Origin of the sequence: Streptomyces sp. SAJ15, from assembly GCF_007595705.1 — a bacterium.
Classification (GTDB): domain Bacteria; phylum Actinomycetota; class Actinomycetes; order Streptomycetales; family Streptomycetaceae; genus Streptomyces.
Window position 1 is genome coordinate 175,986 of sequence record NZ_NISY01000010.1, and the last position, 26,112, is coordinate 202,097.

At 72.1% G+C, this 26,112-nt stretch carries 26 protein-coding genes; 15 read left to right on the forward strand and 11 right to left on the reverse strand.

Features of this window, described 5'->3' with window-relative positions; genetic code table 11:
* Positions 1-15 precede the first annotated feature (15 nt).
* The 8 genes from CD790_RS24135 to CD790_RS24170 all read left to right on the forward strand — a co-directional run bounded on the left by CD790_RS24135 (position 16) and on the right by CD790_RS24170 (position 8,521).
* Positions 16-1,047 (forward strand): BMP family protein, encoded by a 1,032-nt coding sequence (locus CD790_RS24135; RefSeq protein ID WP_144385422.1) that lies wholly within the window; start codon positions 16-18, stop codon positions 1,045-1,047.
* Positions 1,048-1,296: 249 nt separating this feature from the next.
* The gene (locus CD790_RS24140; protein ID WP_260867841.1) at positions 1,297-2,907 is read left to right on the forward strand and encodes an ABC transporter ATP-binding protein; all 1,611 of its coding nucleotides are present in this window, start codon (positions 1,297-1,299) and stop codon (positions 2,905-2,907) included.
* The gene (locus CD790_RS24145) at positions 2,904-4,013 is read left to right on the forward strand and encodes an ABC transporter permease (RefSeq protein WP_144385424.1); all 1,110 of its coding nucleotides are present in this window, start codon (positions 2,904-2,906) and stop codon (positions 4,011-4,013) included. Before CD790_RS24140 ends, CD790_RS24145 begins: the two co-directional genes overlap by 4 nt.
* A complete protein-coding gene (locus CD790_RS36145; protein WP_144385425.1) occupies positions 4,013-5,302 on the forward strand; it encodes an ABC transporter permease in 1,290 nt (429 codons plus the stop codon). Before CD790_RS24145 ends, CD790_RS36145 begins: the two co-directional genes overlap by 1 nt.
* The gene (locus tag CD790_RS24155; RefSeq protein ID WP_260867830.1) at positions 5,299-5,697 is read left to right on the forward strand and encodes a cytidine deaminase; all 399 of its coding nucleotides are present in this window, start codon (positions 5,299-5,301) and stop codon (positions 5,695-5,697) included. Before CD790_RS36145 ends, CD790_RS24155 begins: the two co-directional genes overlap by 4 nt.
* A gap of 98 nt (positions 5,698-5,795) precedes the next feature.
* The gene (locus CD790_RS24160) at positions 5,796-7,073 is read left to right on the forward strand and encodes a thymidine phosphorylase (protein WP_144385426.1); all 1,278 of its coding nucleotides are present in this window, start codon (positions 5,796-5,798) and stop codon (positions 7,071-7,073) included.
* A 411-nt stretch (positions 7,074-7,484) separates the two neighbouring features.
* Positions 7,485-7,757 (forward strand): hypothetical protein, encoded by a 273-nt coding sequence (locus tag CD790_RS24165; protein ID WP_144385427.1) that lies wholly within the window; start codon positions 7,485-7,487, stop codon positions 7,755-7,757.
* Positions 7,754-8,521, forward strand: coding sequence for a collagen-like protein (locus CD790_RS24170; RefSeq protein WP_222108301.1), 768 nt, complete (start codon positions 7,754-7,756; stop codon positions 8,519-8,521). Before CD790_RS24165 ends, CD790_RS24170 begins: the two co-directional genes overlap by 4 nt.
* A 141-nt stretch (positions 8,522-8,662) precedes the next feature.
* Here CD790_RS24170 and CD790_RS24175 read toward each other — a convergent pair whose 3' ends face one another.
* A complete protein-coding gene (locus CD790_RS24175) occupies positions 8,663-10,051 on the reverse strand; it encodes an MFS transporter (protein ID WP_144385428.1) in 1,389 nt (462 codons plus the stop codon).
* Between the two features lie 36 nt (positions 10,052-10,087).
* Here CD790_RS24175 and CD790_RS24180 point away from each other — a divergent pair, with 36 nt between their 5' ends.
* A complete protein-coding gene (locus CD790_RS24180) occupies positions 10,088-11,110 on the forward strand; it encodes a LysR family transcriptional regulator (RefSeq protein ID WP_399218130.1) in 1,023 nt (340 codons plus the stop codon).
* A gap of 84 nt (positions 11,111-11,194) precedes the next feature.
* Here the strand turns inward: CD790_RS24180 and CD790_RS24185 are convergent, their stop codons facing one another.
* Positions 11,195-11,959 carry an alpha/beta hydrolase gene (locus CD790_RS24185; protein ID WP_144385430.1) on the reverse strand — a complete coding sequence of 255 codons (765 nt, stop codon included), beginning with the start codon at positions 11,957-11,959 and terminating at the stop codon, positions 11,195-11,197.
* 102 nt (positions 11,960-12,061) lie between these two features.
* On the opposite strand from CD790_RS24185, the gene CD790_RS24190 reads away from it, so the two are divergent.
* The 3 genes from CD790_RS24190 (at position 12,062) to CD790_RS24200 (ending at position 14,813) form a co-directional block, all read left to right on the forward strand.
* The gene (locus tag CD790_RS24190; RefSeq protein WP_144385431.1) at positions 12,062-13,231 is read left to right on the forward strand and encodes an adenosine deaminase; all 1,170 of its coding nucleotides are present in this window, start codon (positions 12,062-12,064) and stop codon (positions 13,229-13,231) included.
* Between the two features lie 146 nt (positions 13,232-13,377).
* The gene (locus CD790_RS24195; protein ID WP_144385432.1) at positions 13,378-13,878 is read left to right on the forward strand and encodes a hypothetical protein; all 501 of its coding nucleotides are present in this window, start codon (positions 13,378-13,380) and stop codon (positions 13,876-13,878) included.
* Positions 13,879-14,087: 209 nt separating this feature from the next.
* Complete coding sequence (locus CD790_RS24200; protein WP_144385433.1) at positions 14,088-14,813, forward strand: sensor domain-containing protein; 726 nt, start codon at positions 14,088-14,090, stop codon at positions 14,811-14,813.
* Positions 14,814-14,908: 95 nt separating this feature from the next.
* Here CD790_RS24200 and CD790_RS24205 read toward each other — a convergent pair whose 3' ends face one another.
* From CD790_RS24205 to afsQ1, 5 genes are all read right to left on the reverse strand, one after another.
* Complete coding sequence (locus tag CD790_RS24205) at positions 14,909-15,112, reverse strand: PspC domain-containing protein (protein WP_144385434.1); 204 nt, start codon at positions 15,110-15,112, stop codon at positions 14,909-14,911.
* 61 nt (positions 15,113-15,173) lie between these two features.
* On the reverse strand, positions 15,174-15,758 hold the full coding sequence (locus CD790_RS24210; protein WP_144385435.1) for a VanZ family protein: 585 nt from the start codon (positions 15,756-15,758) through the stop codon (positions 15,174-15,176).
* A gap of 173 nt (positions 15,759-15,931) precedes the next feature.
* Positions 15,932-16,633, reverse strand: coding sequence for a hypothetical protein (locus CD790_RS24215; protein WP_260867833.1), 702 nt, complete (start codon positions 16,631-16,633; stop codon positions 15,932-15,934).
* Positions 16,630-18,246, reverse strand: a complete 1,617-nt coding sequence (locus CD790_RS24220) for a cell wall metabolism sensor histidine kinase WalK (protein WP_144385465.1) — start codon at positions 18,244-18,246, stop codon at positions 16,630-16,632. Before CD790_RS24220 ends, CD790_RS24215 begins: the two co-directional genes overlap by 4 nt.
* Before the next feature lie 136 nt (positions 18,247-18,382).
* Entirely contained in the window at positions 18,383-19,060 is a 678-nt protein-coding gene (gene afsQ1 / locus CD790_RS24225; RefSeq protein ID WP_144385436.1) for a two-component system response regulator AfsQ1, read from the reverse strand.
* Positions 19,061-19,264: 204 nt separating this feature from the next.
* On the opposite strand from afsQ1, the gene CD790_RS24230 reads away from it, so the two are divergent.
* Entirely contained in the window at positions 19,265-20,077 is an 813-nt protein-coding gene (locus CD790_RS24230; RefSeq protein WP_144385437.1) for a SigE family RNA polymerase sigma factor, read from the forward strand.
* Between the two features lie 381 nt (positions 20,078-20,458).
* Here CD790_RS24230 and CD790_RS24235 read toward each other — a convergent pair whose 3' ends face one another.
* The gene (locus tag CD790_RS24235) at positions 20,459-21,211 is read right to left on the reverse strand and encodes a uridine kinase (protein ID WP_260867842.1); all 753 of its coding nucleotides are present in this window, start codon (positions 21,209-21,211) and stop codon (positions 20,459-20,461) included.
* Between the two features lie 95 nt (positions 21,212-21,306).
* On the opposite strand from CD790_RS24235, the gene CD790_RS24240 reads away from it, so the two are divergent.
* Positions 21,307-21,825 carry a hypothetical protein gene (locus CD790_RS24240; protein ID WP_186319203.1) on the forward strand — a complete coding sequence of 173 codons (519 nt, stop codon included), beginning with the start codon at positions 21,307-21,309 and terminating at the stop codon, positions 21,823-21,825.
* Between the two features lie 141 nt (positions 21,826-21,966).
* Here the strand turns inward: CD790_RS24240 and CD790_RS24245 are convergent, their stop codons facing one another.
* From CD790_RS24245 to deoC, 3 genes are read right to left on the reverse strand one after another with little or no spacing between them, the layout of a single operon-like run.
* Positions 21,967-22,839, reverse strand: a complete 873-nt coding sequence (locus CD790_RS24245) for an aldehyde dehydrogenase (RefSeq protein ID WP_144385438.1) — start codon at positions 22,837-22,839, stop codon at positions 21,967-21,969.
* Positions 22,832-24,262, reverse strand: a complete 1,431-nt coding sequence (locus tag CD790_RS24250; protein ID WP_144385439.1) for an aldehyde dehydrogenase family protein — start codon at positions 24,260-24,262, stop codon at positions 22,832-22,834. The genes CD790_RS24245 and CD790_RS24250 overlap by 8 nt, the downstream gene beginning before the upstream one ends.
* A 3-nt stretch (positions 24,263-24,265) precedes the next feature.
* Complete coding sequence (deoC, locus tag CD790_RS24255; protein WP_186319206.1) at positions 24,266-25,270, reverse strand: deoxyribose-phosphate aldolase; 1,005 nt, start codon at positions 25,268-25,270, stop codon at positions 24,266-24,268.
* Between the two features lie 196 nt (positions 25,271-25,466).
* Here deoC and CD790_RS24260 point away from each other — a divergent pair, with 196 nt between their 5' ends.
* Complete coding sequence (locus CD790_RS24260) at positions 25,467-26,111, forward strand: PH domain-containing protein (RefSeq protein ID WP_144385440.1); 645 nt, start codon at positions 25,467-25,469, stop codon at positions 26,109-26,111.
* Position 26,112: the final 1 nt, after the last annotated feature.

A 26,112-nucleotide genomic window follows, 5' to 3' on the forward strand; every position in this document is an offset into this window, starting at 1 on the left:
CGAAGGGGACCCCTCGTGCGCCGGGTATCCACTATCGCTGTCGCGGGCATCGCCACCGCGGCTCTCGCTTTTTCCGTCACCGCCTGTGGTAGCAGCTCCGACGAAGGCAGCAAGGACAAGGGCATCGGCCTTGCGTTCGACGTCGGCGGCCGCGGTGACCACTCGTTCAACGACTCCGCCGCCAAGGGCTTCGACAAGGCCAAGGAGGACCTGGGGATCGGGGGCAAGGAGCTGACGGCCAAGGACGGCGACACCGACGCCGACCGCTACCAGAAGCTCGCCGACCTCGCCGACGCCGGTTACAACCCGGTCATCGGCGTCGGCTACGCCTACACCCCGGCCCTGGCCAAGGCGGCGAAGAAGTACCCGAACACCGACTTCGCGATCGTCGACTCGGTCGTCGAGGCCAAGAACGTCGCCTCCATCGTCTTCACCGAGCACGAGTCCTCCTACCTGGCGGGCGTCGCGGCCGGCCTGAAGACCAAGACCGACAAGGTCGGCTTCATCGGCGGCACCAACAGCGCGCTGATCAAGAAGTTCGCGGGCGGCTTCGAGCAGGGCCTGAAGGACACCAACCCGAAGGCCAGCCTGGACGTCCAGTGGGTCGACAGCACCCCCAAGGGCTTCGGCATGCCGGACCGCGGCAAGGACATCGCCGAGGGCATGCTGTCCAAGGACGTCGACGTGATCTACTCCGCGGCGGGCTCCTCCGGCGCCGGCGCGATCGAGGCCACGGCGAAGAAGAAGGGCACCTGGTCCATCGGCGTCGACGGTGACCAGTACTTCGACAAGGGCCTGCAGAACTACAAGAACTCCATCCTGACCTCCGCGCTCAAGCAGGTCGACGGTGGCGTCTACGACTTCGTCAAGAGCGTCGTCAAGGACAAGAAGCCGCTCACCGGCGTTCAGGTCTACTCCCTGAAGAAGGGTGGCGTCGACGTCTCCTACTCCGGCGGCTTCATCGACGACATCAAGCCGAAGATCGAAGAGGCGAAGAAGAAGATCATCGACGGCAAGATCAAGGTCGTCGACACCTACAAGGGCTGATCACGGCCGCAGGGCTGAACGGCCCAGCGGACACGGCCCGCCTCCGGGGCCGCTCCGCCGGGCCGTCACCCGTCTGCCGCGGGGGCCGGCCGCCGCTCGACATGAGGGCCGGCCGCCGCGCGTCAAAAATGAAGTGTGTCCGGACCTGGGGGGTGCCGTCTCCCCGGGTCCGTGCCGCGTCCGTCCCCCGTAGAACCCGCCCGCCCGTCCCCCGCCCGGGCGGACCCGCCCCATCCTCAGGAGTGCGCCATCAAAGCCGCTAGCGCTACCACGGGCGAGCCACCCGTCGACGCCTCAGGCGTCGCCGTAGAACTGCGCGGAATCACCAAGCGGTTCCCCGGAGTGGTCGCCAACCACGACATCGACATCACCGTGCGCCGTGGCACCGTGCACGCCCTCATGGGCGAGAACGGCGCGGGCAAGTCGACCCTGATGAAGATCCTCTACGGGATGCAGCGTCCCGACGAGGGCACCATCGCGATCAACGGCGAGCTGGTGGAGCTGCACTCCCCGGGTGACGCCATCTCCCGCGGTGTCGGCATGGTCCACCAGCACTTCATGCTCGCCGACAACCTCACCGTGCTGGAGAACGTCGTCCTCGGCGCGGAGAAGCTGCACGGCATCGGCTCCAAGGCCCGCGCCAAGATCCAGGAGATCTCGGACGCGTACGGCCTGGGTGTGCGCCCCGACGCGCTGGTCGAGGACCTCGGCGTGGCCGACCGGCAGCGGGTGGAGATCCTCAAGGTGCTCTACCGCGGCGCCCGGATCCTCATCCTGGACGAGCCGACCGCGGTGCTGGTGCCGCAGGAGGTCGAGGCGCTCTTCGACAACCTGCGCGAGCTCAAGGCCGAGGGTCTGACCGTCATCTTCATCTCCCACAAGCTGGGCGAGGTGCTCTCGGTCGCCGACGACATCACCGTCATCCGGCGCGGCACCACGGTGGGCACCGCGGTCCCCGCCGAGACCACCCCCAAGCAGCTCGCGGAGCTCATGGTCGGCAGCGAGCTGCCCACCCCGGAGACCCGCGAGTCCACGGTCACCGACACCCCGATGCTCGTCGTGGAGGGTCTGCACCTGCAGGCCCGGGACGTCGACGGCGTGGAGCGGGCCGTCCTCAACGAGATCTCCTTCACCATCCACAAGGGCGAGGTCCTGGGCATCGCCGGTGTGGAGGGCAACGGCCAGGCCGAACTGGTCGAGGCGGTCATGGGCATGCGCGACCCCGACCGGGGCACCGTCACCCTGGACGGCGCCGACATCAGCCACACCCCCACCCGCAAGCGGCGTGAGGACGGCATCGGCTACATCCCCGAGGACCGCCACCGGCACGGCCTGCTGCTGGAGGCCCCGCTCTGGGAGAACCGCATCCTGGGGCACGTCACCGAGGCGCCCAACAGCAAGCGGGGCATCCTCGCCCCGAGTGCCGCCCGCCGTGACACCGAGCGGATCGTGGCCGAGTACGACGTCCGCACCCCCGGCATCGAGGTCACCGCGGCCTCGCTCTCCGGCGGCAACCAGCAGAAGCTGATCGTCGGCCGTGAGATGAGCCACCACCCCAAGCTGCTGATCGCCGCGCACCCCACGCGCGGTGTGGACGTCGGCGCGCAGGCGCAGATCTGGGACCAGATCCGCGAGGCGCGCCGTGAAGGACTGGCGGTGCTGCTGATCTCCGCCGACCTGGACGAGCTGATCGGCCTGTCCGACACCCTGCGCGTCATGTACCGGGGCAGCCTGGTCGCCGACGCCGATCCCGCCACGATCACCCCTGAGGAGCTGGGCTCGGCCATGACCGGCGCGGCTTCCGGCCATCTCGAACACCAGGAAGACGGTGCCGAGGACGCTGGGGGAGAGGACCGATGAAGAAATTCGACAAGGAGCGGATGCTCCTGGCGGTCGCGGCCCCGGCGCTCGCGCTGGCCGCCGCCTTCCTGCTGACCGCCCTGGTGCTGGCGGCGACGGGCAAGGAGCCGTTCAACGCCTTCAGCATCATGTTCGAGTACGGCTTCAAGTCCGACAGTCAGGTCTACATCCTGAACAAGGCGACGACGTACTTCCTCGCGGGTCTCGCGGTGGCCGTCGGCTTCCGGATGAACCTGTTCAACATCGGTGTGGACGGCCAGTACCGGCTCGGCGCCTTCTTCGCGGCCGTCCTCGGCGGCGCGCTGGAGCTGCCCGGCTTCGTACAGATCCCGCTGATCATCCTGGTCGCGATGCTGGTCGGCGCGATGTGGGCCTCCATCGCCGCGCTGCTCAAGGTCTACCGCGGCGTCAGCGAGGTGATCAGCACGATCATGCTGAACGCCCTCGCCGGCATCCTCATCAGCTATCTGCTGGTCGACGGGCGGCTCGGTGTCCTGGACAAGGACACCAACATCGTCTCCACCGACCCGCTGCCGGAGTCCAGCCACTTCTTCACCATCCCGGCCGGTCCCGGGCTGGACCCGATCTGGGGCTTCATCGTCGTCGCGGTGCTCGCCGGCGTCGGCTTCTGGTTCCTGCTGGGCCGCACCCGCTTCGGCTTCGACCTGCGCGCGGTGGGCCGCTCCGAGTCCGCCGCCGACGCCAGCGGTGTCAACGTCAAGCGCATGATCATCACCTCCATGCTGCTGTCCGGCGCGGTCGCCGGCCTCGTCGGCATGCCGGTGCTGCTCAACGACGCCCACCAGTACAGCTCCGACTTCCCGGCCGGCATCGGCTTCACCGGCATCGCCATCGCGCTGCTGGGCCGCAACAACCCGGTCGGCATCGCGCTGGCCGCCCTGCTGTGGGGCTTCCTGGAGCGCGGCGCGGGCCGCCTGGAGTTCGAGGGGTACGACCGGGAGATCGTCGGCGTCATGCAGGGCGTCATCGTCCTGTGCGTCGTCATCGCGTACGAACTGGTGCGCCGCTACGGCCTCAAGCGCCAGCAGCAGAAGGTCGGCGCCGAGCTCGCCGCGCAGGCCAAGAAGCAGGAGGCGGCAGCGTAATGGCCACGACTTCCACCACCCCGAAGTCCGCCACGGCGGTTCAGACCAAGATCCACCACAAGCTGACCTTCGCCAAGGTGCTGCTGCTCATCGCGGGCGGGCTGGTCCTGCTCTCCGTGGTGACCGCGCTCGTCTCCTCCGGCGATAAGCCCGCCTTCTACACCATCACCTCCTCCGACCAGGTCGCCGCCGCGCTCTCCATGGCGGTGCCGATCGGTCTGGCGGGTCTCGGCGGCCTCTGGGCCGAGCGGGCCGGCGTGGTCAACATCGGCCTTGAGGGCATGATGATCCTCGGCACCTTCTTCGGTGCCTGGGCGGGCTACCAGACCAGCCCCTGGGTGGGCGTCCTCGCCGGCGTCCTCGGCGGCGCGGTCGGCGGCCTGGTGCACGCCATCGCCACCGTCACCTTCGGTGTCGACCACATCGTCTCCGGTGTGGCGATCAACATCCTGGCGCTGGGCGCCACCACCTACCTCGCCAAGGCGTGGTTCGGTCCGCTGAGCGACCAGGGCGGCAGCCCCAAGCAGTCGCCCCAGGTGGACGACCTGCCCACGATCACCGTGCCGGGACTGTCCGACTGGCTCCAGGACATCGAGGACGAGCACTGGTTCGTCGTCTCCGACGTCGCCGGCATCCTCGGCGGCCTGGTCACCAACGTCTCGGTGCTGACCGTGCTGGCGATCGCCCTGGTCATCGGCACCTTCTTCGTGCTGTGGAAGACCTCCTTCGGTCTGCGGCTGCGGTCCTGCGGTGAGAACCCGACCGCCGCCGAGTCCCTGGGCGTCAACGTCTACCTGTACAAGTACGCGGCCGTGGTCACCTCCGGCGCGCTCGCCGGCCTCGGCGGCGTGTTCCTCGCCCTGGTCCGTTCGCACATCTACAACGAGGGCCAGACCGGTGGCCGCGGCTACATCGGCCTCGCCGCGATGCTGTTCGGCAACTGGCGCCCGGGCGGCCTGGCGATGGGCGCGGGCCTGTTCGGCTACTCCGACGCGCTCCAGCTGCGCAACGGCGGCCCGACCGTGCACGCGCTGCTGCTCATCGCCGGCATCGCGCTGCTGCTCTTCGCGGCGTGGAAGGTGTACCGCAAGGCCATGGTGGCCGCGGCGATCAACGCCGTCGCCGGCGCGGTCCTGCTGGTCTGGTACCTGCTGACCGACACCGTGCCCAGCGAGCTGGTCAGCGCGACCCCGTACATCGTCACCCTGCTGGTCATGGCGCTGGCCGCACAGCGGCTACGGATGCCCAAGGCGAACGGCAGGCCCTACCGCAAGGGACAGGGCAAGTGACCGAGTCTCCCCACGACTGGGAGGCGCTGCGCGCGCAGGCCCGGGACGCCATGTCCCGGGCCTACGCCCCCTACTCCGGCTTCCCGGTGGGCGCGGCGGCCTATGTCGACGACGGCCGGATCGTCTCCGGCTGCAATGTGGAGAACGCCTCCTACGGGGTGGCCCTGTGCGCCGAGTGCGGTCTGGTCGGCGAGCTGTTCGCCACCGGCGGCGGCCGGCTGACGGCCTTCACCTGCTGCGACCGCAACGGCGATGTGCTGATGCCGTGTGGCCGCTGCCGCCAGCTGCTGTGGGAGCACGGCGGCCCCGAACTGCTGGTGGAGACCTCGACGGGGGTGCGGCGGCTGGCCGAGCTGCTGCCGGACGCCTTCGGCCCCGCCGATCTGGAACGCTGATCTTCTCAGCCCCGATATCTACACGCGTAAAACGCCCGTTTGCCGGCATCTTTGCGCTTCGAACGCGCTCATTCCCGTCCAGAAAGGCAGCCCGACCCATGGACGCCATTTCCGTCATCCGCACCAAGCGTGACGGCGGCCGTCTGACCGACGGCCAGATCGACTGGATCATCGACGCCTACACGCGTGGCGTGGTCGCGGACGAGCAGATGTCCGCACTCGCCATGGCGATCTTCCTCAACGGCATGGACCGGGCCGAGATCGCCCGCTGGACCGCCGCGATGATCGCCTCCGGCGAGCGGATGGACTTCTCCTCGCTGTCCCGCCCGACCGCCGACAAGCACTCCACCGGCGGCGTCGGCGACAAGATCACGCTGCCGCTGGCCCCGCTGGTCGCCGCCTGCGGCGCGGCCGTGCCGCAGCTCTCCGGCCGCGGCCTCGGCCACACCGGCGGCACCCTGGACAAGCTGGAGTCCATCCCGGGCTGGCGGGCGCTGCTCTCCAACGACGAGATGCTGGGCGTGCTGAGCGACGTCGGCGCGGTGATCTGCGCGGCCGGCGACGGGCTGGCCCCGGCCGACAAGAAGCTGTACGCGCTGCGCGACGTGACCGGCACGGTCGAGGCGATCCCGCTGATCGCCTCCTCCATCATGTCCAAGAAGATCGCCGAGGGCACCGGCTCGCTGGTGCTCGACGTCAAGGTCGGCTCCGGCGCCTTCATGAAGGACATCGACGCCGCCCGCGAGCTGGCGAGCACCATGGTGGGCCTCGGCACCGACCACGGCGTCAAGACCGTCGCGCTGCTCACCGACATGTCCACCCCGCTGGGCCTCACCGCGGGCAACGCCCTCGAGGTCCGCGAGTCCGTCGAGGTGCTCGCCGGCGGCGGCCCGGCGGACGTCGTCGAGCTGACCGTCGCCCTGGCGCGCGAGATGCTCGTCGCCGCCGGCCTGCCCGACGCCGACCCGGCCAAGGCGCTGGCCGATGGCTCCGCGATGGACCACTGGCGCCGCATGATCGCCGCGCAGGGCGGCGACCCGGACGCCGAGCTGCCGGTCGCCCGGGAGCGGCACGTCGTCACGGCCGCCGAGTCCGGTGTGCTCAGCAAGCTCGACGCCTACGCCGTCGGCGTCGCCGCCTGGCGCCTGGGCGCCGGCCGCGCCCGCAAGGAGGACCCGGTGCAGGCCGGCGCCGGCATCGAGATCCACGCCAAGCCCGGCGAGACGGTCACCGCGGGCCAGCCGCTGCTGACCCTGCACACCGACACCCCGGAGAAGTTCGAGTACGCCCTGGAGGCCCTGGCGGGCGCCGCGGAGTACGCCCCGGCGGGCACGGACTTCACGGCCGCGCCGATCGTGCTGGACCGGATCGCCTGATCCGGAGCAATCCGACGCGCCCGGACGGGCGAGTCTCCCTCCCCGAGGGATCTCCCCCCTGGGGGTGAACGGGACCGGTGGACCACCACCGGTCCCGTCGTCGTTTCCGGCCCCGATCCGGCCCCGATCCGGCCCCGATCCGGGTCCCGATTCGGCCACCGGCCCGGCCCTGGTCGGGCCCTGGTCGGGCCTTGGCCGGGCACCGGCCGGCTCCCCGGGGCGGCGGCTGCCGCGCTCCCGGAGTCCCCCCGGTTCCGGGGATGCTGATGACCAGTCGGCCGCGACGCAGTCTGACAATGACTCCAATCGGTCCACTTCTGTCATGTGTCGTCACTTATTTTCCGATAACTCGTTACAAGGAGTTGAGGGCCGGGGGGTGCGTGCCGGGGGCGCTCGGAAGGAGGCAGTCGCGTGGATGCCACCGTGACCTTGTTCGGCTCGTTCCTGGCCTCCGTCGGGGTCCTGGGCGCGGCCGTGGCGGCGTACCTGGGGAAGCGCGGTGAGAACGCGCTGACCGGATACTCCAGCCTGACCGAGAAACTCCAGGCGGAACGCGACCGGCTGGAGCGGCAGCTCGCGGAACGGGACACCAAGCTTGCCGAGCTGATCGCGCAACGCACGGCGGACCAGACCGAGATCGCCCGGCTGCGGATGGACAATCACCGACTCGGAGGGACCCCGTGACCCGGATCGAGCGGCTGCTCGCGTTTCGTTGGCGCGGCATCGTTCTCGTGTGCGTGCTCCTCGCCCTGTCCGGGGTCGCGGTGATCCTCTGGGCGCGGATCAACGCCGGGGACCGCCGCGCGGACGCGATGGCGGCCGAGGCCGACCGGCGGGGAGTGGCCCTGTCCACGCTGGCCCGGGACGTACGGACGCTGCGCGACCAGGTTCGGGCCCATGGCGACACCCCGGCCGCCCCCGACCCCGCGGAGGCGGTGCGCGACCTGGTGTCGCGGGTGAGCGTCCCGGTGCCCGCCGTGGCGGCGGGCACCCCGGGATCGCCCGGCGCACCGGGGGCCCACGGCGAGCGCGGGCCCCGTGGGGGCCGGGGCGGGCCCGGCCCGTCCGGCGCCCGGGGCGCCATCGGCCCCGTCGGTCCGACCGGGCCCTCCGGCCCCGACGGCCCGGCGGGCGTGGCCGGCCCGGCCGGGGCACCCGGAACCGACGGTCTCCCGGGCGCCGTCGGCCCGTCCGGCCCCGCGGGCCCACCCGGACCCGCGGGGGAGCGCGGCCCGCAGGGCGAGCCCGGTGAACCCGGCGAGCCCGGCGAGCGCGGACCCCAGGGCGACCCGGCCTCGCCCTGTCCCAGCGGCTACACCCTCCAGCCACCCCCGTACGACCCCGCCGCCCTGATGTGCCGTCATGAGGGAGCCCCGCCGATCCTGACGAGGCCGCTGCCGCGGTGGACCAAGGGAGCGGGGCGGGAGCGGGCGGGCGCGGCGGACTGAGCCGCGCCGCCGGCCGGGAGGCGCGGACACGGCCGCCGGCGTGGAGAGACGGAGCGAGGGGGCGGGTCCGGCACCGGACCCGCCCCCTCGCCGCAGCCGACCGCCGGCGGTGTCACTCGTCACCGCCGGCCGTCGCCGGCGTCAGTGGCGCACCACCACCGGCCGCGCGGCGCGGACCGGGGACGCGGCGACCAGGCGCCGCTCGACCAGGGCCTTGCGGGTGGCGTAGAGGGTGATCCCGGCGGCCGCGGCCATGGCGAACAGGCCGAGGACGACCGTGCCTTCCCAGCCGGCGGCGCGGAAGGCGAGCGCGCCGAGGGCGCCGCCCACGCTGCTGCCGATGTAGTACGCGCTCTGGTAGAGGGCGGAGGCCTGCGCCCGGCCGGTGTGCGCGGCACGGCTGACGGAGGACGAGGCGACCGCGTGCCCGGCGAAGAAGCCGGCGGTGATCAGGACCAGCCCCAGCAGTACGGCGGCCAGCGAGGTCGACAGGGTGAGCAGCAGACCCGCCGCCGTGGTGCCCACCGCCAGGTAGAGCGCGCCGCGTCGGCCGAGCCGGCCGACCAGCTGCCCGGCGGCGGCCGAGGAGGCGGTGCCGACCAGGTAGACGAGGAAGATGGAGCCGACCACGCCCTGCGGCAGCCCGAAGGGCTCGCCGGCGAGTCGGTAGCCGATGACCGTGTAGACGGCGCCGAAGACCGTCATGAACAGTGCGCCGATGGCGTACAGCCGGCAGAGCAGCGCGTCGGTCAGATGCCCGGCGACGGTCCGGGCCAGCGCGCGCGGGCTGACCGGGCTCGGGGTGAAGTTCCGGGCCTTGGGCAGCAGCAGCCGGAAGGCGACGGCGGAGGCGACGGCCAGCAGCCCCACCGCGGCGAGCCCCGCCCGCCATCCCCAGACCTGGGCCACCCAGCCGGTGAGGATGCGGCCGGACATGCCACCGATGCTGTTGCCCGCCACGAACAGCCCGATCGCGCCCACCAGCGCCTTGGGGCGTACCTCCTCCGCCAGGTACGCCATCGCCGAGGCCGGCAGCCCGGCCAGCGCCACGCCCTGCACCGCGCGGAGCGCGATCAGCCAGCCCAGCCCGGGGGCGAGCGGGATCAGCAGCGCCACGAAGGCGGCGACAGACAGCGAGGCGGTCATCATCGCCCGCCGTCCGAACCGCTCGGAGAGGACGCTCAGCGGAAGCACGGCCAGCGCCAGCGCGCCGGTGGCGGCGGACACGGTCCAGCTCGCCTGATCGGCCGTCACCCCGAGGTCCGCGGAGATCGCGGGGAGCAGGGCCTGGGTGGAGTAGAGCAGCGCGAAGGCGGCGACTCCGGCGGCGAAGAGGGCGAAGCTCATCCGGCGGTAGCCGGGCTCACCGGGCTGCAACCGACCCGCGGAGGAAGCAGAGGAGGGAGCAGAGCCGGCAGAGGAGTCGGCGGAAGAGCCGGCAGAGGAGCAAGAGGCCGCGGAGGCGGCGGAAGACGAGGAGCCGGCGTCCACGGGTGTTCCGGTGGACGCCTTGGTATCTGCAGGAGGCATGTATCCGACGGTAGAGATCGACAGCTCATGCGTCCAATGCACAAAACCTCGATAATCGATGCTGTGCGGCATGAGCAGAGGTCAGCGCGTCGGGTGTCACGCGTCAGCAACGGAAAAGACACCACCGTGACGAACGAGGCCACGGATGTCGACTCGGAGTCCTGGGCGGCGACGCTCGCCCCGCGGCTGGCGCAGTTCGCCGCCGTCGCCCGGCACGAGCACGTCACCCGCGCCGCCCATGAGCTCGGCATGCCCCAGTCCACGCTCAGTCGCGCCATGGCTCGGCTCGAACAGGACCTGGGCGTCGCGCTGTTCGCCCGGCGCGGGCGGGCCGTGGCGCTCACCCCCGCCGGGCGCGCCTTCCTCGTCTCCACCGAGCGCGCGCTCGCCGAGGTCGACCGCGCCGCCGAGTCGGTGCGCGCCGACGCCGACCCGGCCGCCGGCAAGGTCGCCTTCGGCTTTCTGCACACCCTCGGCTGGGAGACCGTACCCGGGCTGATCCGCGCCTTCCGCGTCGACCACCCCCGGGTGCGCTTCCAACTCGTGCAGAACTACGGCGAGGCCATGCTGGAACGGATGCGCGCGGGCGACCTCGACCTGTGTCTGACCTCGCCCGTCCCCGACGCCCCCGACCTGGTCGCCCGCCGCCTCGACGAACAGAAGCTCCGCCTCGTCGTCCCTGAGGACCACCGTCTGGCCGGCCGCAAGCGGATCCGGCTCGCCGAGGCGTCCGCGGAGCTCTTCGTCACCCTGGAACCCGGCTACGGACTGCGTCGCATCACCGACGCGCTGTGCGCCGAGGCCGGCTTCACCCCCCGGATCGCCTTCGAGGGGGAGGAGGCCGAGACCCTTCGCGGCCTGGTCGCCGCCGGTCTCGGCGTGGCCCTGCTGCCGCCGCCCGCCGTCCCCCGGCCCGGCGTCGCCGAGCTCACCGTGACCGCTCCCCGCGCCGTCCGCGAGATCGGCGTCGCCTGGCTCGACGGCCACCCCGACACCCCGCCCGTCGCCGCCTTCAAGCGCTTCCTCCTCAGTCGGCGCGGCCAACTGCTGCCCCGCTGAGCCGCGTTGCCGGCCGCCTCGGCCTCCGCCCGGGGCCTCCTTGGGGCTCCTCGGGGATCCCTCGGCCTCCTCGGGCGCGCCGTCTCAGCGCCGCAGCGCCCGGCCGAAGCCCGCGGCCAGCGGCATCCGCAGGCCGAGTGGGGGCGGGGCGGCGAAGGCGTCCGCGACGGGGCGCGAGAAGGAGTGCGCGAAGAGGGAGCCGAGGAGGAAGTCGGCGGCGAGGGCCTGGACTTCGGCGTGGTGCTGGTGGAGGTGGTGACCGTCGGAGTGCACCTCGAAGCGGCACACGTCGCGGTTGACCTTCTTGGCGCGCTCGGCGAGGCGGTAGGAGAGGTCGGGATCGGTGCGCTCGTCGTTGGTGCCGTGGGCGATCAGGACCTGACGGCCGATGAGCTGGCGGACCGGGTCGGGGGTCCGCGCCGCGTCCGGCTCGGGGAACCAGGGGGACAGGGCCAGCACCGAGGCGACCGCGGGGTGGTCGGCGGCGTGCAGGGCGGCCCGGGCGCCCATGCCGTGGCCGGCCAGGCAGACGGGCACGTCGCCGTAGCGGCGCACCACCTCGTCGGCGGCCCAGCGGGCGTCGTCGGCCGGGTGGGCCGAGGAGCCGTTCCAGCCCCGGAAGCGGTAGTGGACGACGTGCGCGGTCAGCCCCTCGTGTCGGGCCGCCTTCACCAGGTGCCGGGCCAGCGGCCGCACCCGCGCGGCGGCCAGCGGGGAGGGCCGACCGGTCCCCTCCGACCTGCCCGGGGGGAGCCGCAGCACCACGCCGTGTACGGTGCGTCCGGCGCCCGCCGCGCCCATCGGGCGCCCGAGCCGGGCCCCGCGTTCCGCCAACGTTTGCTGAGCCATGGCAGAACGATGGCAGAAGGGGCGGTGTACACCACCCCGCGCGCGGTCACTGTTGCGTATCTATCGCGGGCGATCTACGCGCGTAGGGGCTATGGTGCGAAGATGACGACGAGCTCGAACAACGAACGCCCCACCTCCGACCAGATCCGCCGTGCGCCCAAGGTGCTGCTCCACGACCACCTCGACGGCGGGCTGCGCCCCGGCACCATCATCGACCTCGCCCGCGAGGTCGGCTATGACGCCCTGCCGGAGACCGAGCCGGACAAGCTCGGCGTCTGGTTCCGGGAGGCCGCCGACTCCGGCTCGCTCGAGCGCTACCTGGAGACCTTCTCCCACACCTGCGCCGTCATGCAGACCCGCGAGGCGCTGGTCCGGGTCGCCGCCGAGTGCGCCGAGGACCTCGCGGAGGACGGCGTCGTCTACGCCGAGGTGCGGTACGCCCCCGAGCAGCACCTGGAGGCGGGGCTGACCCTCGAAGAGGTCGTCGAGGCCGTGAACGAGGGCTTCCGGGAGGGTGAGCGTCGAGCCAAGGCCAACGGTCACCGGATCCGCGTCGGCGCGCTGCTCACCGCGATGCGGCACGCCGCCCGCGCCCTGGAGATCGCGGAGCTGGCCAACCGCTACCGGGACCTGGGCGTCGTCGGCTTCGACATCGCGGGCGCGGAGGCCGGCTTCCCCCCCACCCGCCACCTCGACGCCTTCGAGTACCTCAAGCGGGAGAACAACCACTTCACCATCCACGCCGGTGAGGCCTTCGGGCTGCCCTCGATCTGGCAGGCGCTCCAGTGGTGCGGCGCCGACCGGCTCGGCCACGGCGTCCGCATCATCGACGACATCCAGGTCGCCGAGGACGGCACCGTCCAGCTCGGCCGGCTCGCCAGCTATGTGCGCGACAAGCGCATCCCGCTGGAGATGTGCCCCACCTCCAACCTGCAGACCGGCGCCGCGAGCTCCTACGCCGAGCACCCCATCGGCCTGCTGCGCCGACTGCACTTCCGTGCCACGGTGAACACCGACAACCGCCTCATGAGCGGCACCAGCATGAGCCGGGAATTCGAGCACCTGGTCTCCACCTTCGGTTACACGCTCGATGACATGCAGTGGTTTACCGTTAATGCGATGAAGTCCGCATTCATTCCTTTCGGTGAACGTCTTGCCATGATCAATGACGTCATCAAGCCGGGATATGCCGAGCTGAAGTCCGAATGGCTGTTCCGGCAGGCCGCCGCGACCACGGCCGTGACCAGTGCGTCTGCCACCGATGAGGGCTGAGAGCAGATAAGAGGAAAATGAAGGAAAACGGCCGGCGGAATACCCCCCGGCCGTTTTCGCTGTTTGGGCCTTGTGGTTTGCGGCGCGAGCAATTCGGTGGCTAGTTTTTTGTGTCGCTCAAGTTCTCCGCAGCAAGGACTGAATTCATGAAGCACGGAACCATCAAGACCCTCGGAGTCGTCGCGCTCGGAGCCGCCGCTGTCGCCGCCGGAGCCGGAACCGCCGCGGCGGCCGGTCCCAACGTCCACAGCTTCGCCGACCCCGTCGCCGGGGCCCTGGAGCGTCACGAGGTCACCGAGCAGAAGGCCGCGTACAAGAAGCAGCTCCAGCACAAGACGGGCAAGGAGATCGAGCAGGCCAAGGCCCAGCACGGCAAGAAGGGCAAGCCGGCCGCCAAGCCCGGCCAGCCCGCCGCCAAGCCGGCGCAGCCCGCCGCCAGGCCGGGCGAGACGGGCCAGCACGCCCACCACCCCGCGCAGTCCCAGCAGCCGCAGCAGGCCGCCCAGCCGCAGTACCCCCAGCAGGCGGCGCAGCCGCAGCAGGCCGCCCAGCCGCAGCAGCCCGCGAAGAAGGGCCTGCTCGGCGGCCTGCCCGTCGCCAACAGCCTGCCCACCAACAGCCTGCCCGGCGGCGGACTCCTGGGCTGAGGCGCCGCGCACCCCGCTCGACGCGGCGCGCTCCCCTGTCGGGCCGAGGGACGACCACGCCGCGTCACGAAGTGGTGGGCCGCACACCCGCTCAGGGTGTGCGGCCCCCGCGTCATATGTCAGGATCCGGCAGATGACGGCACGCGTACGCCCCGCCCGGGCGAGAGTCGGGCCGAACAACGCGACAGACAACGGGGTGTGAACGTCACGTGCGCAAGCGTGCGAGGAAGACGACGGGCCTGGCTGCCCTGCTGACCATGGCCGCGCTGGCGCTGACCACCGCCTGCGCCGGCTCGGACGGCGACGAGGACAAGGGCGGCTCGGGAGGCGGCGGGGACAGGGGCGACAAGGGGGCCAGCAGCGCCCCGGCCGGCCCCTCGCCGCTCGACCGGTTGATCATCGCCGGCGCCGACCTCGCCGACTACACCGTCAACCAGGGCAAGCCCGAGGGCTGGGCCAGCGGTCAGCCCACCTCCAGCGACCCCGAGTGCCAGCCGCTGGCCGACGCCACCGGTGACAAGCCCAGCGCGGCCGCGCGGGAGACCGTGCGGCGCGGCGTCAACGCCAAGGCCGACCCGGCCAAGGGCGTCACCACCGCGCTCAGCACCTACGACGCCGCGGACGCCAAGTCCTATATGCGTGACCTCGAGGCGGCTTTGGCCGCGTGCGGCGAGGGCTTCGACACCACCCTCGACGGCAACACTGTGGGCTACGGCGAGGTGCGCACCCTCGACGTCCCGACGCGGGCCGACGACACCGTCGCCTACACCATGACCGCCGTGTCCCAGGGGCAGAAGATCGTCATGCACTTCGTCGCCGTCCGGTCGGACGCGACCATCGCCACCTTCACCGCCCTGGACCTGCGGCACCTGACGGCCGGCTATCCGGTGCCGCAGGAAGTCGTCGACAAGCAGATCAAGAAGCTCGGGGCCTGACCGGCGCGGGCCGGCCCGGGTCACAGCCCGCCGCGGGTCATCCCCGCCGGGCGGTCACCGACTGCCGCGGGGGGCATCGCCCCGCGGCGCCGGCGTCACCACGCCTCGCGGTACGCCTTCTCCCCGGGCAGCAGCGCCCACAGCGCCAGATAGAGCAGGAACTGCGGGCCCGGCAGCAGACACGAGACGACGAAGATCACCCGCATGGTCTTGGCGGACATCCCGAAGCGCTGGGCCAGCGCCGCGCAGACGCCGGCGATCCTGCGGTTGTGTCGGGGGCGTACGAGTGCGGCGGACATGAGCGACTCCTTCGTGAACGCGCGTCCCGCCCACGACGCGGGGCGCGGTGGCTCGATGTCCTCAACGGTAGGGGCGGGCACCGGACAAGGCGTCGCTCCACGGGGCGATGGCGACCCTGGAGATCCTCGGGGTCACCGGTCGCGGCTCCTCGTCCCGAGGGAGGGCCGCCGGTTCCCGGCGGTCCGCCCGGCGGCGTAGCCAACCCCTGACGGCGGGCACCACGGCCAGGTGCGCCAGCGCCACTCCGGCGGTGTTGAGCAGCACCGTGTCGATGTTGACGACCTGGCCGGTGGCCCTGCTGTCCAACACCTCGACGGTGAGCGAGATCATCGCGCCGGTGAAGACCGTACGGGCCAGCGAGGTGAGCCGGCGCGCCGCCACCCGCCCCGCGGCCAGCGGCAGCAGCACCCCCAGCGGGGCCAGCAGCAGCAGCTCGCGGCCCATGCTGCGCACGGCCTCCCGCGGCCCGAGCTCGAGATCCGCGCGGATGCTCGACAGCGGCTTCAGGGACACCGGGGTCACATAGGGCACGTCGAGCGGGCGCAGGATCGCCCAGCAGACATACGAAAGGTGAGCGGCGAGAAGTACGAAGCCCGCCGCGCGGAAGCGGAATGCGGCCTTGCGGCCGGAACCATGACCCTGCACGCCTGACATGACGTCTGCCCCGCGGCTCCCGGTTCCGTGGGCACCGCGCTGGTCACAGTGCTGTTACCGACGCGTCGGGTCAAAAGCGCGGCCGGTGTGCCGAGCCCGGCACACCGGCGCGATCAGGCCAAATGGCCGACGCCACCGCCATATGACGAGGCCCGGCCCGGTCCTCAGGACAGCGGCGTGCCCGAGCTCAGCGCGCTCTCGGGGTGCTCCCGCAGCGCCTCCGTGCAGGCGTAGCGGCGCAGCGGATCATCGCGGTCCGGACCGCCCAACACCACCTGGCGGTCGGCGTCGGAGGTCGCCGGGGAGCTGGCGTAGGTGCAGATGATCTGTGCCAGCGCGGTCGAGGGCAGCTCCTCCGGTCGGCTGCTCATCCGCAGGGCCTCGTCCGGGTCGCCCTTCGCGGGACCGGAGACGGTGAGGCCCGCGCGCACCTCGGTGCCGTACCCCGCCTTGCGTTCGGCCGCCGACGGCCGCTGCCGCAGCTCGGCCAGCAGGGCGCGGGCGACCTGCGCCGGATCGGTGGACATCGACGCGCCCGCCGGCCGCTCACCCCGGTCCACCGGCTGCACCTGCGAGAGGCACTCCAGGTAGACGGTGGCCGAGCCGCGGACGGCCGGCCGCGTGGTGGGCTTCCCCTCGGGCGCGTCACACGAGGCGCGCGAGGGGGCGGCCCCGGCGTCCACCGGGACCGCGGTGCCGCGGATCCCGCACCCGGCGAGGGCCGTCATGGCGAGCGCGCCGAGCGCGGCGGCGACCATCGCCCCGCGCCGCCGGGCCACACGTCGGTCGCCCGCGCCCGGCCGGGTCGCACCTCGGTCGCTCGCACCCGGTCGGGTCGACGTCGCCCGTATGGGCCATCGGCTCATAGCGTCTTCTCCTTGCCCGCCGCGCCGCCGGCACCGCCGCCGCCTCCGGCGCTCGCGCCGCCCTTGTCCGTACCGCCCGCGGAGCCGTCGCCGCCGCCGCTGCCGCCGACGGCCGTGCCGGACGCCGGCCCGGCCTCCTGCCCCGACGGACCTGGCTGGCCGGGCTTGGCCTCCGCGGCCGGCGACGGCGAGGAGTCCCGGGGCAGGCGGAGGGTGAACACCGCGCCGCCGTCGGGGGAGTTCTCCGCGGTGATCTCGCCACCGTGGATGTGCGCGTTCTCCAGGGCGATCGACAGCCCCAGCCCGCTGCCCTCCGAACGCGGCCGGGAGGCGCTGGCCTTGTAGAAGCGGTCGAAGACGTGCGGCAGCACGTCCTCGGGGATGCCCGGACCGTGGTCCCGCACCTTGATCACCAGCTCGTCGCCCTCGGTACGCACCGAGACCCGCACCGGCGAACCGCCGTGCTTGAGCGCGTTCCCGATGAGGTTGGCCAGGATCACGTCCAGCCGGCGCGGGTCGAGCCGGGCCATCATCCCGCGCTCCGCGTCCAGCTCCACCGCGTCCAGCCAGGCCCGCACGTCGACGCACGCCGTCACCTGGTCCGCGACGTCGACGTCGTCCAGCACCAGCCGGGCGGTCCCCGCGTCGAAGCGGGTGACCTCCATCAGGTTCTCCACCAGGTTGTTGAGCCGCCGGGTCTCGCTCACCACCAGTTGCACCGCGGGCGCGATCATCGGGTCGAGCGCGTCGGCCTCCTCCTCCAGCACCTCCGTGACGGCGGTGATGGCGGTCAGCGGCGTCCGCAGCTCGTGCGACATGTCGGCGACGAAGCGCCGGCTGGCCGCCTCCCGGGCGCTCAGCTCCTCCACCCGCTGCTGCAGCCGCTCCGCGGTGCGGTTGAAGGTGCGCGACAGGTTCGCCAACTCGTCCGCGCCCGACACCTGGAGGCGGGTGTCCAGCTGTCCCTCGCCCCACCGCTGGGCGGCCTCGCCGAGCCGCTGCACGGGTCGCAGCACCGTGGCCGCGGCGGCCTGCGCCAGCAGCGCGGAGCCGATCAGCGCCAGCGCGGTGGCGATCCCCAGCGACCAGGCCAGCGAGTTCAGGTCCTGGCGCTCGTTGTCCAGCGACTTCATCAGGTAGCCGGTGGGCCCGCCGCCGATCACCTTCGCGCCGCCCACCAGATAGGGCGTGCCGTCGACGGTGATCCGCTGCCAGTACAGATGGTACGGAGCGCTGTTGGAGCTGTTGACCTCACGCTTCTCGTTCACCTGCGTACGCAGCGTCTTGGGCACCACGTCCAACGAGAGCAGGGTGCTCTTCGACGCCGCCATGCACTTCTTGCCGTCGTGCGTGGTGGCGATCAGCAACACCTCGTACTTCTGGGTGTTGTCCGCCATCTTCTCCGCGGCGCTGCGCAGATCCGAGCAGTCGGGGACGCGCGGCAGCGAATCCGTGGTGTCCTTCAGCGACTTGCGGAACTCCCGCAGCGCCGCGTCCTGGGTGCGGGTCAGCACCGCGTCCCGGTTCAGCCAGTACGCGATGGCCGAGGCCGACACCGCGGCCGCCAGCGCCACCAGCGCGAACACGAGCATCAGCCGCAGCCGCAGGCTCATCCACTGCAACAGCCCGGCGGCCCAGCCGCGGGCGCGGCTGGGCTCTTCACTCTCAGTGTTCAATGCTTGCTTTCCCCACCCGGGTGATCCGGCGACGCGGGCCTCGTCGGGGCGCCGGTCGCGGAGACTGTCGAGGTCACTGCGGTACGTCCAGCCGGTAGCCGACGCCGCGGACGGTACGGATCAGCGTCGGCGACGACGGCACGTCCTCCACCTTCGCCCGCAGGCGCTGCACACAGGCGTCGACCAGCCGCGAGTCGCCGAGGTAGTCGTGCTCCCAGACCAGCCGCAGCAGCTGCTGTCGGGAGAGCGCCTGGCCCGGCCGGCGGCTGAGTTCGAGCAGGAGTCGCAGCTCGGTCGGCGTGAGCTGCAGGTCCTCCCCGTTCTTGGTGACGGTCATCGCCGAGCGGTCGATCACCAGGTTGCCGAACGACGCGGAGTCGTTGGCCTCGCGCTCGCCGCGCCGGAGCACGGCCCGGATGCGGGCGTCCAGCACCCGCCCCTGCACCGGCTTCACCACGTAGTCGTCCGCTCCGGACTCCAGCCCGACCACGACGTCGATGTCGTCGCTGCGTGCGGTCAGCAGGATGATCGGCAGCTGGTCGGTACGCCGGATGCGGCGGCACACCTCGAATCCGTCGATCCCCGGCAGCATCACATCCAGCACGATCAGGTCCGGCCGCTGCTCGCGCAGCAGCTTCAGACCGTCCTCCCCCGTCGCCGCGGTCGCCACACGGTGGCCCTGGCGGGTCAGGGAGAGTTCGAGGGCCGTGCGGATGGCGTCATCGTCCTCGATCAGCAACAGGAAAGGCACTTGGTCATTCTGACCTACTAAGGGCCTGTAGTTCGACCGTCAGGCGCCGAGGTGACAGGTCTGCACAGCACCTCCTCCTGTGACAGGTCTGTGACAGTCGGCGGACAACGCGATGAAACTGGCCCGGCAGTCTTTAGTGCACCGGGAGGACGGCAGCCCGGGAAGCCAGCGGATCAAGCAGGCTCCACCGACGGGGGGCGCGAGATGAACACACTGCACAGCACTGCTACCAGCGCAGTTCGCACGCGCCTCCACGACGCCGGCCGGAGCATGGAGAAGTCCGGTGCCGTGAGCGGGCGGGGGTGCGCTCGCGGCGCCGGGCGTCAGCGGCCTCCTTACATGGTGGCCATTGACGCAACGGGGGTAACGGGGGCCGTTACGGGGGCCACGGGGGGCCACGGGGGTAACGGCACTCAGGGGGGTACCGGGGGTAACGGGGGAATCGCGTACGGGGAGGCCACGGGGGAACGGCGCTCCAGCACGCAGTCGGAGGACACCGAAGCGGCGTTCACCGCCTATGTGCAGGAGCGACGCGCCTCCCTGTACGCCACCGCCTACCACCTGACCGGTGACCGGTTCGAGGCCGAGGACCTGCTGCAGAGCGCGCTGTTCTCGACCTACCGGGCCTGGGACCGGATCAGCGACAAGGCGGCCGTCGGCGGCTATCTGCGCCGCACCATGACCAACCTGCACATCAGCGCCTGGCGACGGCGCAAGCTGAACGAGTACCCGACGGAGGAGCTGCCGGAGACGGCGGGCGACACCGACGCGATGCGCGGCACCGAGCTGCGCGCGGTGCTCTGGCAGGCGCTCGCCCGGCTGCCCGAGACGCAGCGCACCATGCTCGTCCTGCGCTACTACGAGGGTCGTACGGACCCGGAGATCGCCGACATCCTGAACATCAGCGTCGGAACGGTCAAGAGCAGCATCTGGCGCTCGCTGCGCCGGCTGCGCGAGGACGACGTCCTGAGCTTCGGCCGGGACCAGGAGGAGTCCTTCGGCGAGCTCGTCGCCTGACACGCCGAAGGTCACGGGGGAAACGGGGGCCCGTCATTCGGGGGAGTGACGGGAGCAAGTGAAAGAGCGGGACCGGGCAGACGGGGGTCTGCCCGGTCCCGCTCTTGTGCGTGTTCGCCTCCGGCGGGGGGCGCGGGGGCGCGGGGGCGCGGGGGTTCGCGGTGTCCGCGGTCGTGGAGCGGGAGCCGGTCGCCCGGCAGCCGTACGCCGGGGTTCACCGGCGGTCCGGCGGTAGTCCAGCGGCCGGGCACCGGGGTTCACCGGCGATCCGGTTGCCGTGCGCTGGCCGCCGGGTCGCGGGTCGCCGGGTCGCGGGTCGCCGGGTCGCCGGGCGTCGGGTCTCCGGGTTCCGTTCGCGGCCCGGCCGGGCCCGGGCGGACGTCAGCCCGCGGTCGCGGGAGTCTCGGGCGCCGTCACGGAGGCCGTCGTCGGGGCCGTGGTGGCCGTCGTCGCCGGCTTGACCTTCGCGTACGTACGGCCGGCGGCCGCCGCGGCGGCGATGCGGCCCATGGCCTCGTCCCTGTCGCAGGCGTGCGCGCCCAGCGAGCGCTGGCGGGCCACGATGCCGCGCTCGGCGCGCATCAGCCGCCAGCCGCGGCGCACCAGATAGCCGGCGGGCTTGCGGCCCTCGCGCAGATCGCGGATCAGCCGCCGCCGGAAGGTGGTGCTGGGCCGGCCGCGCAGACACAACGCGTCCGCCAGCACGCCCAGCCGCTGGCAGCGCTCGATGATGTCCGCGGCGAAGATCCCCTCGGCGATGAAGAGCGGCGTGCGGCCGATCTCCAGGAACTCCTCGCCCACCCGGGAGCTGGTGGCGATGTCGTAGACCGGGACCGCCGCCCGCGCGGTGGCGCACAGCGACTCGATCGCCGCGACCGCCGCGTCCGCGTCCCAGGACAGCGGGGAGTCCCAGTCGGTCCCCGCGCCCCCCGGCAGGTGCGGCAGCGAGGGGTCGTCGGCCTCCTTGTAGAAGTCGTCCAGATTGAGCACGGGCAGCCCGGTGCGGGCGGCGAGGGACGACTTTCCGCAACCGGAGGGGCCGGTCAGCAGGACGACGCGGGCGGCGGTGGGATGGCAGTTCACGGGATACCAGTGTGAGGCATTGCGCCGGTCGGGGGACCATCCGGGGCGCATGAGTGACGGCTCCGGCACGCCTCAACTACGCTCCGCATCTTAACGACTACGCATTGCGACTCCGTGAGCGTCCATCCCGACACTGGCAGGTGGCCATGGCCTCTTCCGCACGGCACGCGCGACACCGCGCCCGTCACGTCCGTCCGCAGCCCAGCCTCGTCCAGCGGGCGCTGCTCCGCACCGGGTTCGCCGTGTCGGCGGCCGGGGCGGCCCTGGGGGCCGGCGGGGCGGCGGCGACCGCGCAGGCGGCCGAACGGGCCGAGGAGCCCAAGGCGGTCAGCCTCAACGCGCCGGTCGCCGGGGTCGCCGCGGCCAACGTCAGGGCCGACGACCTGCAACTGCCCGAGATGGGGGAGGCGAAGGTGCAGCCGGGCAGGCTCTCGCTGCCGGCGGCGCTGGAGTTCGGACTGAGCAGCGCCGCCTCCCCGGTCAAGGACGCGCAGCCCAACCCGCTGGCCAACACCCCCGTCGACCCGCTCAACAACGCGATCGGCACCCAGATCGCCGACTTCCCCACGGTGAGCACCGGCGCCGTCACCGGCCCACTGACACGTGGCGCGAAGCTCCGGGAGCTGCCGCTGGTGGGCGGCGCGATGAGGGCGCTGCCCGGCTGAGGCCGGCCGGACCCGGCCCGGAAACGGCGGCGGCTCCCGTACGGCGTGTGTGCCGTAGGGGAGCCGCCGCCGTATGCGCGCGAGGCGCCGGGACTGCCCGGAGCGCCCGGGAGCGCCCGGAGTGCCGGGGTCGGTGCCGGGTCAGGTCCCGATCGGGTGCCAGACCGTCTTGGTCTCCAGGAAGGAGAGCAGGCGGTCGGTGCCCGGCTCCGCGAGCCAGTCCACAGCCTGTGGACGAACCACACGCTTGAGGTTGTCCGCGGCGGCCTTCTCCAGCGCCACGGCCAGCTCGCCGTGCAGCTCGCCGGCCGCGCCGGCCAGGTCGATCGCGTTGACGTCCTGGTGCGCGGCGAGCGGGCCGGACAGCTCGGCCGTCTTGCCGGACAGGATGTTGACCACACCGCCGGGAACGTCGGAGGTCGCGAGCACCTCGCCCAGGGACAGCGCGGGCAGCGGGGCGTGCTCGCTGGCCACGACGACGACCGTGTTGCCGGTGACGATCGCCGGGGCGATCACCGACACCAGGCCGAGGAAGGACGACTCCTGCGGGGCCAGCAGCGCCACGACGCCGGTCGGCTCGGGCGTGGAGAGGTTGAAGTACGGCCCGGCCACCGGGTTGGCGCCGCCCGCGATCTGGGCGACCTTGTCGGACCAGCCCGCGTACCAGACCCAGCGGTCGATGGCGGCGTCCACCTGGGCGGCGGCCTTCGACTTGGACAGCCCCTCGGCGTCGGAGACCTCCGCGACGAACTGGTCGCGGCGACCCTCCAGCATCTCGGCGACGCGGTAGAGGATCTGGCCGCGGTTGTACGCGGTGGCGCCCGACCAGCCCGGGAACGCCTTGCGGGCCGCGACGACCGCGTCCCGGGCGTCCTTGCGGGACGACAGCGGGGCGTTCGCCAGCCACTTGCCCTTCGAGTCGGTCACCTCGTACACCCGCCCGCTCTCGGACCGGGGGAACTTGCCCCCGACGAACAGCTTGTAGGTCTTGAGGACGCTCAAACGATCAGACATTGAGGTACGCCTCCAGACCGTGACGGCCGCCCTCGCGGCCGAAGCCCGACTCCTTGTAGCCACCGAACGGGGAGGCCGGGTCGAACTGGTTGAACGTGTTGGACCAGACGACACCCGCCCGGAGCTTGTTCGCCATCCACAGCATGCGGCTGGCCTTCTCCGTCCAGACGCCCGCCGACAGGCCGTACGGAGTGTTGTTGGCCTTCTCCACGGCCTCCTCCGGGGTGCGGAAGGTCAGCACCGAAAGGACCGGGCCGAAGACCTCCTCGCGGGCGATGCGGTGCGCCTGGGTGACCCCGGTGAAGAGGGTCGGGGCGAACCAGTAGCCCTCGCCCGGCAGCTCGCAGGCCGGGGCCCAGCGCTCGGCGCCCTCGGCCTCGCCGGCCTCGGCCAGCGCCTTGATGCGGGCCAGCTGCTCGGCGGAGTTGATCGCGCCGATGTCGGTGTTCTTGTCCAGCGGGTCGCCGACCCGCAGGGTGCCCATCCGGCGCTTCAGCGAGTCCAGCAGCTCCTCGGCCACCGACTCCTGCACCAGCAGTCGGGAGCCCGCGCAGCAGACGTGGCCCTGGTTGAAGAAGATGCCGCGCACGATGCCCTCGACGGCCTGGTCGATGGCGGCGTCGTCGAAGACGATGTTCGCGGCCTTGCCGCCCAGCTCCAGGGTCAGCTTCTTGTCGGTGCCCGCGACGCCGCGCGCGATGGCCTTGCCGACCTCGGTGGAACCGGTGAAGGCGACCTTGTTGACGTCCGGGTGGGCGACCAGCGCGGCGCCGGTGGAGCCGTCGCCGGTGACGATGTTGACGACGCCCCTGGGGAGCCCCGCCTGGCGGCACACGTCGGCGAAGAACAGCGCCGACAGCGGCGTGGTCTCGGCCGGCTTGAGCACCACCGTGTTGCCGGTGGCCAGCGCCGGAGCGATCTTCCAGGCGAGCATCATCAGCGGGAAGTTCCACGGGATGACCTGGCCCGCCACGCCCAGCGGGCGCGGGTCGGGGCCGAAGCCGGCGTGGTCGAGCTTGTCCGCCCAGCCCGCGTAGTAGAAGAAGTGCGCGGCGGTGATCGGCAGGTCGAAGTCGCGCGACTCCTTGATCGGCTTGCCGTTGTCCAGCGACTCCAGCACGGCCAGCTCGCGCGAGCGCTCCTGGATGATGCGCGCGATCCGGAAGAGGTACTTGGCGCGCTCGGAGCCGGGCAGCGCCGACCACTTCTCGAACGCCTTGCGGGCCGCCCGGACCGCGCGGTCCACATCGGCGTCGCCCGCCTGGGCCACCTCGGCCAGGACCTCTTCGTTGGCGGGGGAGACGGTCTTGAAGACCTTGCCGTCGGCGGCGTCGGCGAACTCGCCGTCGATGAAGAGCCCGTAGGACGGGGCGATGTCGACGACCGCGCGCGACTCGGGCGCCGGTGCGTATTCAAAAGCCATGGGTCAGTCCACCGTCACGTAGTCGGGACCGGAGTAGCGCCCGGTGCTGAGCTTCTGGCGCTGCATCAGCAGGTCGTTGAGGAGGCTGGAGGCGCCGAAGCGGAACCAGTCGGGATTGAGCCACTGCTCACCCACGACCTCGTTGACCATCACCAGGTACTTGATGGCGTCCTTGGTGGTGCGGATGCCGCCCGCCGGCTTCACGCCGACCTGCACCCCGGTGGCGGCGTGGAAGTCGCGCACGGCCTCCAGCATCAGCAGGGTGACGGGCGGGGTGGCGTTCACGGCCACCTTGCCGGTCGAGGTCTTGATGAAGTCGGCGCCGGCCAGCATCGCCAGCCAGGAGACGCGACGGACGTTGTCGTAGGTCTGCAGCTCGCCGGTCTCGAAGATGACCTTCAGATGGGCGGCGGTGCCGTCCTCGCGGTGGCAGGCCTCCTTGACGGCCTTGATCTCCTCGAAGACGGACATGTAGCGGCCGGTGAGGAAGGCGCCCCGGTCGATCACCATGTCGATCTCGTCGGCCCCGGCCGCCACCGCGTCGCGGGTGTCGGCCAGCTTCACCGGCAGCGCCGCCCGCCCCGCCGGGAAGGCGGTGGCGACGGAGGCGACGTTGATCTCCGGGGCGCCGCCTCGGAGCAGCGCCTCCTTGGCGGTGGCCACCAGGTCGGGGTAGACGCAGATCGCGGCGACCTTGGGAACGCCTCGGTCGGTGGGGTCGGGGTGGACGCCCTTGGCGCACAGCGCCCGGACCTTGCCGGGGGTGTCCGCGCCTTCCAGGGTCGTCAGGTCGATCATCGAGATGGCGAGGTCGATGGCGTACGCCTTCGCCGTGGTCTTGATGGAGCGGGTGCCGAGGCTGGCGGCCCGGCCCTGCAGACCGACCGCGTCGACGCCCGGCAGGCCGTGCAGGAAGCGGCGCAGCGCGGCCTCGTTGGCGGTTACGTCCGCCATCGCGGCCAGTCGCTCCGCGGCGTCCTTGCCGTATGCGGGAACTGTGGTGGGCATGGTCACCAGGTGAGCATATCTACGCGCGTAGCTTCCTGTCACCCCCTCGCTGCCACTATTAGCGGGGTGCCGCTCATTTGATGCCGTTCCGCGTTCCTACCGCAATCTGACGGGGTGTCGATGGGTGAGCGGTCGTTGTCGTACCGCAACATCCGTCACAGGGGTCACGGTCAGGCCGTCGGGCAGAATCGGGCCCATGACGAGCCCGGACGACTCCGATCACTCCGCCCCCGACGAGGCCCCGTACGCCGACCGCGTCTTCCGCTCCTCGGGCGGCATCGCGGGCGGGGTGCTGCTGCTGGCGCTGAGCGCCTGGCTCGGCGGCGACGCGGTGGTCCAGGGCGAGGGGCGCGCCCCCTGGCTGGCGCTGGCCGGACTGCTCTTCGCGGTCCCGCTGATCGTCGCCTTCACCCTGCGCCCGGCCGTCTTCGCGGGCCGCGACCGGCTCCGGATCCGCAACCCCTTCCGCACGATCACCCTGCCCTGGGCCTCGGTGGAGGGGGTCCGCTCCGGCTACTCCAGCGAGGTGCTGGCGGGCGGCGCGAAGTACCAGCTGTGGGCGATCCCGGTCTCGCTGCGCCAGCGCAAGCGGGCCGCCCGCCAGCAGAGCCGCGCCGCGGCGGAGGACCCCACGGGCCGTACCACCGCCCAGCACGACCTGGGCAACGGCGATCTGCGAGCCCCCTCCGACCAGGCCATCGCCGACCTCCGCGAGCTCGCCGACACCCAGGCCACCCACCCGGAGGCCCAGGGCGAGCCCGAGGTCCGCTGGGCCTACGAGGTCCTGGGCCCCGCGGGCGCGGGGATCGTGGTGCTGGCGGTCCTGCTGGCCATGGGCTGAC